This is a genomic window from Streptomyces sp. CA-135486 (assembly GCF_050936555.1).
In the GTDB taxonomy this organism is placed as follows: domain Bacteria; phylum Actinomycetota; class Actinomycetes; order Streptomycetales; family Streptomycetaceae; genus Streptomyces.
Genome location: NZ_JBNJMM010000001.1, coordinates 3343228 through 3354808 on the forward strand (window position 1 = coordinate 3343228; position 11581 = coordinate 3354808).

Annotated in this window: 8 protein-coding genes; 1 reads left to right on the forward strand and 7 read right to left on the reverse strand. The window is 71.6% G+C overall.

The annotated features are described in order from the left end of the window. Positions 1-16 precede the first annotated feature (16 nt). The 7 genes from ACQEVG_RS15165 to ACQEVG_RS15195 all read right to left on the reverse strand — a co-directional run bounded on the left by ACQEVG_RS15165 (position 17) and on the right by ACQEVG_RS15195 (position 9838). Positions 17-1249 carry a lactonase family protein gene (locus tag ACQEVG_RS15165; RefSeq protein ID WP_432982884.1) on the reverse strand — a complete coding sequence of 411 codons (1233 nt, stop codon included), beginning with the start codon at positions 1247-1249 and terminating at the stop codon, positions 17-19. Between the two features lie 127 nt (positions 1250-1376). Next, positions 1377-1622, reverse strand: coding sequence for a hypothetical protein (locus ACQEVG_RS15170; protein ID WP_432982887.1), 246 nt, complete (start codon positions 1620-1622; stop codon positions 1377-1379). A gap of 2 nt (positions 1623-1624) precedes the next feature. After that, on the reverse strand, positions 1625-3598 hold the full coding sequence (locus ACQEVG_RS15175; protein WP_432982890.1) for a beta-N-acetylhexosaminidase family protein: 1974 nt from the start codon (positions 3596-3598) through the stop codon (positions 1625-1627). Between the two features lie 106 nt (positions 3599-3704). Beyond that, positions 3705-4949, reverse strand: a complete 1245-nt coding sequence (locus ACQEVG_RS15180; protein WP_432982893.1) for a type III PLP-dependent enzyme — start codon at positions 4947-4949, stop codon at positions 3705-3707. Then, a complete protein-coding gene (locus tag ACQEVG_RS15185) occupies positions 4946-6730 on the reverse strand; it encodes an IucA/IucC family protein (RefSeq protein ID WP_432982896.1) in 1785 nt (594 codons plus the stop codon). The genes ACQEVG_RS15180 and ACQEVG_RS15185 overlap by 4 nt, the downstream gene beginning before the upstream one ends. Before the next feature lie 118 nt (positions 6731-6848). Continuing rightward, positions 6849-8651 (reverse strand): IucA/IucC family protein, encoded by a 1803-nt coding sequence (locus ACQEVG_RS15190; RefSeq protein WP_432982899.1) that lies wholly within the window; start codon positions 8649-8651, stop codon positions 6849-6851. Then, positions 8648-9838: an ATP-grasp domain-containing protein gene (locus ACQEVG_RS15195; RefSeq protein WP_432982902.1), complete on the reverse strand. Its 1191-nt coding sequence runs from the start codon at positions 9836-9838 to the stop codon at positions 8648-8650. Before ACQEVG_RS15195 ends, ACQEVG_RS15190 begins: the two co-directional genes overlap by 4 nt. A 744-nt stretch (positions 9839-10582) precedes the next feature. Here ACQEVG_RS15195 and ACQEVG_RS15200 point away from each other — a divergent pair. Next, entirely contained in the window at positions 10583-11539 is a 957-nt protein-coding gene (locus ACQEVG_RS15200) for a hypothetical protein (RefSeq protein ID WP_432982905.1), read from the forward strand. Positions 11540-11581 lie beyond the last annotated feature (42 nt).

The window sequence follows — 11581 nt, forward strand, 5'->3', positions numbered from 1 at the left end:
CCGGGTCCGGCTGCCCTCAACCCGGGGGCAGCCCGGACAGGGCCTGGAGCGGAAGTGCGCAGACCGCGACGGGTGAGCTGAATGGATCACCCGCGGCCCGGAGTTCACCACGTGCGTGATCGACGTGGAAGACCGTGACCGAGCTGGAGCGCTGGTTCGCCGCGAAGAGCAGGTTCTCGTCGGGCGAGAGGGCGATGTGCCGGGGGAAGTCGCCGCCGACGGGCACTGTGCCCAGCAGCGTCAGCCGGGACCCGCCGGCCTCGATCGCGTAGCGGCTCAGGCTGTTGTGGCCGCGATTGGCGAGGAAGGCGTACCGGCCGTCGCCGGTGACTACCAGCTGGGCCGGATAACTGGTGCCCGGGCCCGTGCCCGTGGGCTGAGGTGTGCCGGGGGTCAGCCTGCCGGTGGCGGGCTCGTATGCGCAGACGACGACGGTGTTGTCCACCTCGTTGGCCAGATAGGCGAACCTGCCCGAGGGGTGGAACGTGAGATGCCGGGGCCCCGCACCCGGCCGGACGGTCGCGTACGAGACCCGGGCGAGGGTCCCTCGCGAGGTGTCGAGCCGGTAGGTGTAGACGGTGTCGGTGCCCAGGTCGACGGCGAGCACATGGCCGCCGTCCGGGCTGGTGATGATCTGGTGGGCGTGCGGCCCTTGTTGGCCGGGGCCCGGCGGCGGCGTGGAGTGGGTGACGAGGGCCGTGCGGACGCCCAGCGCGCCCGAGGGCTCGATGGGGTGCACGGCCACGCTGCCGGAGTTGTAGTTGGCGCTGAGCAGCCAGCGCCCGCCGGGGTGCACGGACAGATGGCAGGGGCCCGCGCCGCCGGTGCTGCGGGTGCCGAGCACCTGGTGCTTACCGTCGGGCGAGAGCCGGACGGCACTCACCCCGCCCTGCTGCCGTTCGTTCACGCAGTACAGCGTGCGGCCCGAGGGGTGGAGGGCCAGGAAGGAAGGGTCACCGACACCGGAGACCGTACCGGTGGCGGTGATCCGCCCCGTCGCCTCGTCGTAGGTGGCGAGACCGATCCCCGCGCCGCCGCCCGGGACCGAGGTGTACGTGCCCAGGAACAGCGGGCGCGAGCCACGGGAGCATGCGCGAGCACTCGGGCTGGGGTCCGGGCTCGCGTTCGCGGGGGCCGCGGAGCCCGCCGCCGTCGCGCCGACCGCGGCGGCCGCGACCGCGCCGAGGAACCGGCGGCGGCTGGTGCCGGGAGTCGATGGCGGCTCCGTCCGCCCTGCCCTGCTGCTCATGCGGTGCACCTCGCGCGTGGGTCTGTTGCTTCGGATGTGGCAGACACAGTGCCGTGTGTCTGCCGCATCCGCAATAGACGCAACTCTTATTGCATCCTGTGCAACGCAACTTCGGCGGATATTCAGGTCATGGCAGAGTGATCGCGTACAACTCGACGCGGGCGTCGTCCGGCAGCGCGACCGAGCGCACCTGCTTCGTGCTGTCGAGTGCGGCTGTATCGCCGAACGGCCGAACCGAGGGGTCGTCGACATCTTGCCCGCCCTTGCTGCGGTGCGGCATGTCGAGGACGACCGAGCTGCCAAACGGCGCCGAACCGGCCCAGTCGCCGATGGTGACCGGCACGTCCGCACTGCTGCCGTCCGTGTGGCGCACGGTCAGCGTGGTGACACCGGTGTGAGGCCGTGCCCTCGCGTGCTCTCCTCCACGGCCTGCCGGACGAACTCCTCCAGCACCGGGTCGAGCTCGGCCGGCACCTTGCGCCGCGGATCGATGCCCGTCCAGGTGAAGGACCTCGCGCGCGCGACGAGAGCGGGCAGCGCCTCATATGCCGCCCGGGCATCGGCGCCGTTGCCCAGCCGCTGGGCGCTCAGCATGTCGAGCGCGGTGAGGGCGGCCCGTCCCCAGGCTTCGGTGGCGTCCAGCCAGGGCGCCGTCTCGGTGAGGAACGCCGGGTCCGCCAGCCGCTGCCGGAGCAGTCCCGGTGCGTCCCGCGTCGCACGCAGGGCGCGGTGGAGCGGCGCAGCCCTGCCGCTGCGCCGGAACTGATCGATCTGCGCGGCGAGTTCAGGAGCGGGGCGCGGATCGTTCCTTGAGGAGCGCTGGACCCGGGCGAACGCGCGCAGCGCGTCGGCCGTGCGCGCGTCGCCGCCCGCCAGCTCGTCGAGCCCCGCCGACCAGGACCGTTCCGGGTCGTACGCGGTGTCGTTCCACGCGTAGTCGGCGACGCCGAACAGCGAGATCTTGGACGCCTGGGCCTGCGGCATCGGGTTGACCGTCAGGCCGAGCGCCGACTCGCCGAGGCCGCCCTCGCAGCCGGTGAAGGGGCCGAGCAGCAGCCGTCCCTGCACATGGGCGTTGACCGGGTAGTTGTCCCGGAGCAGGACCGGATGACCGAAGGCCTCGCGGGCTGCCGCGACATCGGCCCGGGTGATCCTGGGCGCGATCACGTCGGTGCCGGTCCACTGGACCACGACCCCGGGGTGGAGATCTTGGGCGATGCGGCGTGTGTAGTCGGTGGCGGCGGTGCCCCGGTATTCGGTCGGGACCAGTTGCAGCGGCTCGGCCTCCGGATGCGCGTCGGTGAACGCCTCCTGCACGGCGTTCATCAGACGCGCCTGGGCCGCGGCGGCGGCCGCCGCGCCGGTGCCGAAAGCGGCCCGGTCCTCCTCGCAGTTCCACCGCTGGTGGTCGATGTCGTCGAAGGCCACCACGAAGCCGCGTACGCCCAGCTCCCACAGCGACTCGAACCTGGCGGTCAGCGCCGCCGCGTCGGACGGCTTCGAGTAGCAGACCGAGAGGCCGGGGGAGAGGACGCAGCCCAAGTCGACGTGGTTCGCCCGGGCCCGCCGCACCAGCTCACCGATCCGAACGAGCTTGTCCGCCGGATGGGGCGTGCGCCACTCTGCCCGCAGGTACGGGTCGTCCTTGGGCGCGTAGAGGTAGGAGTTCAGCTTGTGCCGGCCGTACCACTCGAGATCGGCGAGGCGCTGCCGATGCGACCAAGGCGGCCCGGAGAAGCCCTCGACAACGCCGCGCCGGCGCAGCGCGGGCCAGTCGCGGATCACCACTCCGCGCAGCCGTGGGCCCCGCACCAGCTGACGCAGCGTCTGCGCGGCGTAGTACGTCCCGGCGGCGTCCACGCCGCTCAGTACGATCCGGTCGCGGCGGTCCCGGCCCCTGCCGACCGCGAGGACATAGCCTTCCGCCGCCATGGTCTCGGCGCCCTGGACGCCGAGCCAGTGGAGCGCCTTCGCGGTCGCGGCGTTCTCCCTGTGCCCGCCCACATGGACGATGAGCCGGCCGTCGGGCGCGGCGGCGCAGGCGTCGACCTGACGGACGGTGTGTACACCCGCGTCGCGCAGGACGTGCCGTACGGCGTCGAGCGCGCAGCCGTCGGTCGAGACACCGCTCACCAGGGTCACGGCTGAGGGGATGCGCACCTCTTCGGGGCGGTTCTTCAGCGAGCGGGGCTTCGGGTACACCTGCGGGGCGGGGGTCGCGGTGGCATCCCTGCCGGCCCCGGCCGGGACTGCTGCCGGGGCCAGCAGGGAGGCCACCAGCGCGACGACATCCGCGCCCCGGGAGCGCCAACCGGTCCGGATCGCCTGGGATGTTGAGCCGATTGCCATCGCCGTGCCGCCTCCTTGCGCATACCCCGATAAACGGGGACTGGACCACGCGCTGACATCGTTGTCAAGGGGGTGCGCGCCACTCTCTGTCCTTCCGCGATCCTCCTCAGGCTCGGTACGTTGTCGTCCCGGTTTCCGGCCGGGTTCCCGGCAGGAAGTGGAATCCCGGGCGCGGGTGCATCAGGAAGTCGTGGTGCGAGATGTTCCAGGCGTAGGCCCCGGCGACGCCGAACACCACCCGGTCACCGGCCCGCAGCCCCGGCGCCGGTACATGACGTGCGAGGACGTCCTTCGGGGTGCACAGCTGACCGGTCAGCGTCACCCGGTCCCCCCGCGCTGCCGACCGCGGCCAGTCGTGCGGCCAGGGGGCGTTTGACCGAAGCACCGTGCACGGCTGGTCGTGGCCCTTCGTCGCGGGGGTGCGCAGATGATGCGTGCCACCGCGGACGACCGCGAACTCCTCGCCGTGGCTCGGCTTCACATCCAGCACCTCGGTGGCGTACCAGCCGCAGTACGCGGTGAGCGCCCGGCCCGGCTCGATGCGCAGCGTGACACCCGGGTTGGCCGCGGAGAGGTGCTCCAGACCTTTGCCGTACGCGGCCCAGTCGAAGCGGCTCTCGGGGGCGGTGTAGTCGACGGCCATGCCGCCGCCGATGGTCAGCTCGGACAGAGAGAAGCCATGGCGCTCGGCGAGTGCCGTGGCCCACCGAAGGAGGAAGCCCGCGACGGCGAGCTGCTGCTCGGCCTCCAGGCCGCTGGCCAAGTGGGCGTGCACACCGCGGAGTTCGAGCTGTGGATACGTCCCGTCGGTGAGCAGTCGGACCACCTCGTCGGCCTGGCCGGGATCCATGCCGAAGGGGGTCGGCCGACCGCCCATCGCGAGCGAACTGCCGTCCAGAGAGCCGTCGTCGACGGGGAGGTTGAAGCGCGGGAGCACCGCGATACGCCGCCCCGGGGCGAGCCGGGCCGCGAGGCTCGCCAGCATGTGGAGTTCGTACACGCTCTCCACATGGAAGCGTTCCACCCGCAGGTTCAGCGCCGAGGCGAGCTCCGCGGGCGTCTTGCCCGGACCGCCGAAGGCCAGTGGCGCGCCGGGCACGGCCCCGTGCACATGGGCCAGTTCGCCGCCCGAGGAGATCTCGTAGCCGTCGACGAAGGGGCGCAGCGCCCGCAGGATGTCCGGCTCGGGGTTCGCCTTGGCCGCGTAGTAGAGCTCCACGGGCTCGGGCAGCGCGCCCCGCACCACGGCCACATGGTCGCGCAGCGCCTTCAAGTCGTAGACATACGCGGGCAGTTCCTCTTCGGTCAGTGCCAGGACATGGTCGCGGACCGCGGGGGTGGGGGCTGTCATCGGGTGCTCCGGGCGGGATCGGTCATCGATGTGCTCCAGGTGGGGTCGGCGACGGCCGCGCCGGACAGGACGGCTTCGGCGAGGGGCGACGGCAGCCGGACATAGCCTGCGTCCCGGTCGGCCTTGCGCTCCCAGCGGGTCAGGAGATTGGCCTTGGCGGGCAGCGGCACACCGGCCAGCAGGGCGGCCAGCCGAGGTGGGCAGCCGTGCCGGTCCGCGTGGGTCTGCAGGGTGCGGCGGACCTGTGCCCACAGCTCTGCCTCGGTGCCCGGGTGCAGATCGGCGAGCGCGGCGAGCAGCTCGGCCACGTGATTGACCAGCAGGCAGTACACGACCCGGTCCCAGCCGCGCTGCGCGTCGTATGTCATCGGCCCGGCGACACTCTCGGGCAGCGAGGCCAGCAGCCCGGTGTGGTGCTCGGGGACGAGCTTGGTGCCTTCCAGGTCGCGGAAGAGCAACTGGGCCGGCATGCCGTCGCCGTCGACGCAGACCAGGACGTTCTGGAGATGGGGTTCCAGTACGACGCCGTGGTCGAAGTAGGCGGCGAGCACCGGCGGCACAAGCAGGTCGAGGTAGACGGCCCACCACCGAAGCGCGGCCTGCGGGCTTGCGGCGGCCGCCTGATGGGAGACGTGGGCCGCGCTGTGCGGGTACTCGTCGGCGACGGCGGCGGCCAGCAGCGGGGTGGTACCGGGCAGCAGCCGCGGGGAAAGACCCTCGCGGACGATGACGCCGAAGCCTTCGAGCAGTTCGGTGTCGGGCCGGCCGTCGGGACCCGGGAGGGCGAGGCTGCGGTAGGCGGGCTCGCGCAGCACCGCGCTGCCGGGGAAGCGCGCGGCCAGGTCGGCAAAGACCGGCTCGAGCAGCCGCGTGAGGGCGACGGCGCCGGACAGTTCGTAGCTGGCGTTCTTGCGCAGGCAGTTGGTGATCCGGACGTTCAGGCTGAACTTCAGGAAGGCGCCGTCGGCATAGAGCGTGCGGACCGAGGCGGTTGCCGCGTACGACGTCCTGCTGTGGCCCAGGACGAGGATGTCGCCGCGGCCGAGTGCTTCCTTCAGTGCCGGACGGTCGCGCAGCAGCTCGTACTGCCAAGGGTGCACGGGCAGCAGCCGGTAGCCGTCCGGGACCTCGGTGTGCAGCGCGTCCAGGGGTGCGGCCGCGCCGGGTGAGGCCGTCTCTTCGGCGATCAGCTCGTCGCGCACGGCGAGCAGTAGCAGCGGGAAGGATGCCCCGGCCTCGGGGGCGTACGAGTGCCAGGAGGCGGAGTCCCCGCCGCGGGCCTTGGGGGTCGGGTGGAACCGGTGTCCGAGGAGCAGGGACTGCTCGGATGCCACATAGGCCGCGAGCCAGTCGTCCACCGCGTCGGCCGGGCCCCGCGCCGCACGGGCGGCGAGCGCCAATGAGACCGCCCGGTGACTGGAGGCGATCTGTTCCAGGAACTCTTCGTTGTCCACTCCGGTCCGCAGTGACAGTTCGTCGTGGACGTACTCGGCCAGCCGGTACCAGTCGACCTCCACCCAGCCGCTGCCGGACTGCTCGGTCACCGGGCCGGTGAAACGGTGCGTGCCGAGCAGAGACGTACGGCGCAGGGCGACGCGCAGCAGCACCCCGCGGCGCGGCAGCCTGAGCAGCAGACGGCCCTGGGCCACCGCCGTCTGGCGCTCCGGGCCCGACACCTCGCGGAGCAGGCAGTTGAGGAGGGTGTACGCGACGGCCCGGTCGGCGGTGGGCAGTCCGGCGAACTCCGCGGCGGTGCCGGGGGTGTTGGTCAGCAGGGGCATCGAGAGCTCCAGCGAGTGCGGTGGACACGGGGAGTACGAAGGCGCCGCGGCGCGGGGGTTGCGGCGGCGGGGCGGCCGGGGCCCGCGAACACGGAGGCCGGCGCGGTCGCGGTGCCCGTCATCGGCCACCAGCCGTCGGCAGCAGGTAGTTGGGTCCTGTCGTGTAGTGCTTGTTGATGTCGGCCGCGCCCGAACGCTCCTTGGACAGCAGAGTTCCTGCGCTGACCATGGCCTTGACCGGGAGGTGCGGAGCGTCCAGCACATGCGCGCGCAGGGCGGCCCCGGGCTCGCCCGTTCCGGTGCCGAGCCGTTCGACGGCCTCGCCGAGCCGGTCGCGGATCAGGCCGGTCAGCCGGGACAGCGGCGCGCGGCCGTGCCCCGCAAGACCGAAGGCGTACGCACCCGCGCACAGATGAACCGTGATGGTGGCGAACAGATCAAGCACCGGCCGGTCGCTCTCGCCGAAGATCCGCGGATCGGCGAAGTCCGCCGGGTCCGGGGCGTCGTCGCCGAGGGTGTCCCGCAGCCGCGCGATGTTGACGCGCGGCCCGTCGTTGTCCTTGAACAGCAGCCGCAGCCGCGGGCCACCCCCTCCGGCCCCGTTCAGCACCAGCGAGATGTTCTGCTGATGGGACTCCAGCGCGATGCCGTAGCCGAAGAGCGTGCTCTGCCAGTCGAAGAGAAGGCGGAAGCAGGCGTCGAGCAGGGCCGGCGGGTCGCCCCCGTAGAAGCGGTCGGCAAGGTGGTCGATCACCAGCCGGCCGTCGGGCGCCCGGCTCAGCAGAGCGGCCATGGGTACGACGGTGCTGCCGTCAAGACCGGCGGGGTAGCGGCGGCACAGCACGGCGAGCAGCTCGTGCCCGGCGTGGGCGTAGCCGGTCTCGTCGGCCTGCAGAACCGTCTGCGCGAAGCGCGGTTCACGGGCGATCACGGTCTCCAGCAGCCGCTGCCCCGCCGCGCCGTCGACGAGCGTGGGAGGTTTGATCGAGCGCCGGTTGCGCAGGCCCAGTGTGGAGGTGGTCAGCGGCAGCTTCAGATGCAGCGCGGGATCGGCGGTCGTCGCCACCGTACGCATCGACAGGGTCGGTACGACATCGAGCAGCGCCCGGCCGGACAGAACCGCGCCGTCCGTGAGGCCGCGCTCACGCAGGGCGTCACGCAGCGGGTCGCCGACGCTCAACGGATGTACGGGCAGGGCGAGATGACTCTCGTGGAGGTGGGGCAGGCCGAGCGCGGCGGGCGTGGGCCAGCAGGCGGGCAGGGCCGCTCCGCCGCTCGCCACCGTGACCGCCTCGCGCGGCAGGGCCAGCCAGCGCAGGGCGAACTCCTGGCTGAACTCGGGTGCATAGGAACGCAGTTGGCTCTCATTCAGCCCGGAGCGGCTGCGCGCTGTCGGATAGACCGGGTGATCCAGCCGGGCCGCGAGCGCGTCGTACGCCAGCCCGCCGTCGAGTCCGGTCCAGTCGGCGACGGCACCATGACGGGCAGTCAGCCTGGCCTCGGTCTCGTCCCGCGTACGGGCGTGCAGACGCATCGTCGTCAGCGTCTGACGGCACTCCACGGCAAAGGCGTCGAAGCCTTCCTGGTCGAGCGGATCGGCGAGCACGCGCAGCGCGGTGAGGACTTCGTCGATCGTGGTCAGCCGACCACCGTCACACTCGCGCACGAGAAGCGGCGCCCGCGCGGTGAACTCGCTCTGGAAGCCGTCCCGGGCCAGCGGCAGCAGCAGGGCTCCGGCCGTTTCGTCGGCGGGCAACCGCAGCCAGGGGCCGTCCGGCCGATCGAGCAGCGTGCTGCGGGTACGCAGACCGACGACGTCCTCCCGCAGCAGCGCGCCGAGCACCCGCACCAGCAACTGAGCCTCCTGGGTGTCCTCGTCGGTCGCCTGTCTTGTGCCCGCCGCCCCCGTCACGGCGGTCATGAGGAGATCTCCCAGCGCTCGGATGCGAAGAACCCGTCCGCGACCCGGTCGACCGCGCTCCGGTCGGTGCCGGTGACCCGCAGCACGCCGAGATAGTCGCGGTTGGTGGCGTACAGCGGGTGCTCCGTGCCGAGCGCGCGCAGCGGCCGGTACGACAGCCGTACGCCGTCCTGTGTCCGGTCGATGGACGAAGGCGCGGCGGTGAGCGTCCCTGCCCGGTCGGCGAGGGCGTACTCCACCCGGCCCGCCCCGTCCCTGCGCGCGCCGAGGCCGGCGGGCAGCGCCTCGCCCAGATGCGTACGCAGAATGTGCTCGAACAGCGGGATGTCCAGGACCTGCGCCAGCAGCAGATCGCACTGGTCGCCGATGACGCGATAGTTCACCTCGACGAGACGCGCCCGGCCCCCCTGCACCATGAACTCGGTGTGGCAGGCGCCGAACCCGACGCCGAGCACGTCCAGTTGGGCCAGCACCTGCTCGACCACGGGCTCGGGGTGGGCGGCGACGAAGTCGAGCCGTTCCTCGATGAAGGCCGGGGGCGCGGACACGGTGGTACGAAAGCCGCCCAGGACATGCCGTACCCGTCCGTCGCCCAGGGTCTCCAGGGTGCACAGTTCGCCTTCGAGGAACTCCTCGGCAACCAGCGCGGCCTGCGGCCTGCGCTGCTGTATCTCCTTGGCGCGCGCCACCAGCTCCTCGGCGTTCGCGGCGAGTATCACGTCCTCGCTGGCCACGCCCTCCCGCGGTTTGACGACACAGGGATAGGACAGGCCGGCCACCGCGAGCGCCGAGGGGTCCTGACCGGCGGCGAGTTCCGCGCAGCGGACGGTGTCGGCGCCTGCCGCCGCGAGTCGGCGGCGCATCTCGGCCTTGTTCTTGGCGCGCAGCGCGGCCCGCCAGTCCTTGCCCGGCAGCCCGAAATACTCTGCGGCCAGGGCCGTCTGGGTCTGCAGATGGTCGCTGTTGGTGAAGATGGCATCGGCCCGGCGGTGGGCCGAGACCCGGGCGATCACGGCGCGGAAGTCGTGTACGTCGCACTGAAGGATCTCGGCGTCCGGACAGACCCGCCGGTGCGCTTCGGGCTGGTCCGTCAGCACCGTGACGTCGAGTCCGAGGCGGGCGGCGGCGGGGATGAACCCGTCGGTGACCGAGTCGGTGGGGTTGAGGGCGATCAGGTACATCCGCATAGGTGGGAGACCCTTCCGGATCGGGTGGCGCGGCCAGACGGGGGAGCGCAGCGGGGGTGGACCGCTGAGACGGCGGCCCACCTCGGGAGTTCAGCCCGGCGATCTCTGGGCTCACTGCTCGGGGAGCGTCACGCCGGTGGCCTGCGACCGGACCGATGACCAGTGTCGGCAGCACCGGGCAGGCTGCGCCGGCCGCGGGGGCGATGACCGCGCGCGGCAGCCGAGGTCACGAACAGCCGGAAGGGCCGCACCGCGCTCGTGGCGAGTGGCGCGCTGGTCAAGGGGGGTGCGGTGGAAGCTGGCCCGGTGGTCGACACCGTAGAAACCCTAAGTTAGGCAACCCTAAACCTGCAAGTGAGAACAGGTGGCACGACTCGGCCGGTGCCCGCAGACAACTGCGGTGCACGGGGCCGGAATGGGGCTCGGAGACTGCTGTTCGTGGTGGTTCAGGGTCGAGTCCAGTGTGAGGGGGTCGGAGCGAGCCCGCCGTAGCCCGAGCCGAGTTGCCCGGGAATGGGCGTGGAGATCGCACGGAGAAACGCATATGCCAAGTAGGAATGCCTGCAATGCCGTTGAAACGTAAAAGAGGTGGAGGCGGATGTTCCGGGCGACTGTTTTCTATACGACTTGATGGTGAGTAGGGTGTGGTCGCTACCTGTGGATCTATGAACGGGATCCGGCTGAATTCGGCCTGGCCGGAATGCGCGCCTAGGTGGTGTCAACTGCCGGAACGGGGAGGGGATCGTGGCCGCTGGCTCGTTCGAGGGGCACTACGTCTGGCATCCGGCAGCCGACGACCGCCAGTTGGCGAGAGCATGCATCGATGTGAAGGCGGGGCGGTACCGGAGTGCTCACGAGGTCCTGAAAGAAGCGCGCGAGGATTTCGAAGTACGGGCCCATCGGTCACTGGTGCTGGCGTCGGAAGCGGCCGACTCGGATCTGGCCGAGCGCTGGCTCGCCGAGGAGCCCAGTGCGGAGGCGGCGCTGCTGTGGGCGCGCGTGGCGATGCTCCGGGCGCTGCGTATGGCTGACGCCCATGACCGCCGGGCGGGCACGCTCGTAGGCATAGCGCAGACGGCTGCCGAGCGCGCGGCCCAGATGCTGCCCAAGGACCCCACCCCGTGGGTGGCCCAACTGGCGCTGTCCCGCCTGCGGCGGCCGCGTGACCCGGCACCGCCCGGACTGCTGACCGCGCCGACCGGTCCCTGGCATCTGTTCGCCCACATCCTCCGGCTCGACCCCTGGCACCGCGAGGCACACCACCGGTTCCTGTCCTTTTTCTTCACCCGCCACGGCGGTACGGCCAGCGCGCGATGGGACGTCGCCTCGTTTCTGAGCCACCGGGCGCCGGCCACATCGCCGCTGCGACTGCTGCCCCTGGTGGCACTTGTCGAGGACTACGACGCCTCGGCCCTGCTGGCGGATCGCACCTGGGAGCAGCCCCAGTGGCTGGCGACGGCGACCGGCAGCTACAACAACTGGTTTCCCCGGGTGGCCGACTATCGCTTCACGCCGGTGCTCGACCTGTCGTATCTGGCTCACGCGTTGTACATGGCCAAGCGCGAATTCGAGGCACGGGAGGTCTTCACCGCGATGGGGCCGTATGCCTCCCGGATGCCCTGGAGCGTGTTCGGTTCTCCCGAGGAGCAACTGACCAGAGCGAGACGCACATGCGGGCTGCCGATTCCCCACGCTGCCTGACCTTGTCCTGCTGAAACAGCTGCCCCAATTTTCCCGTCCGGC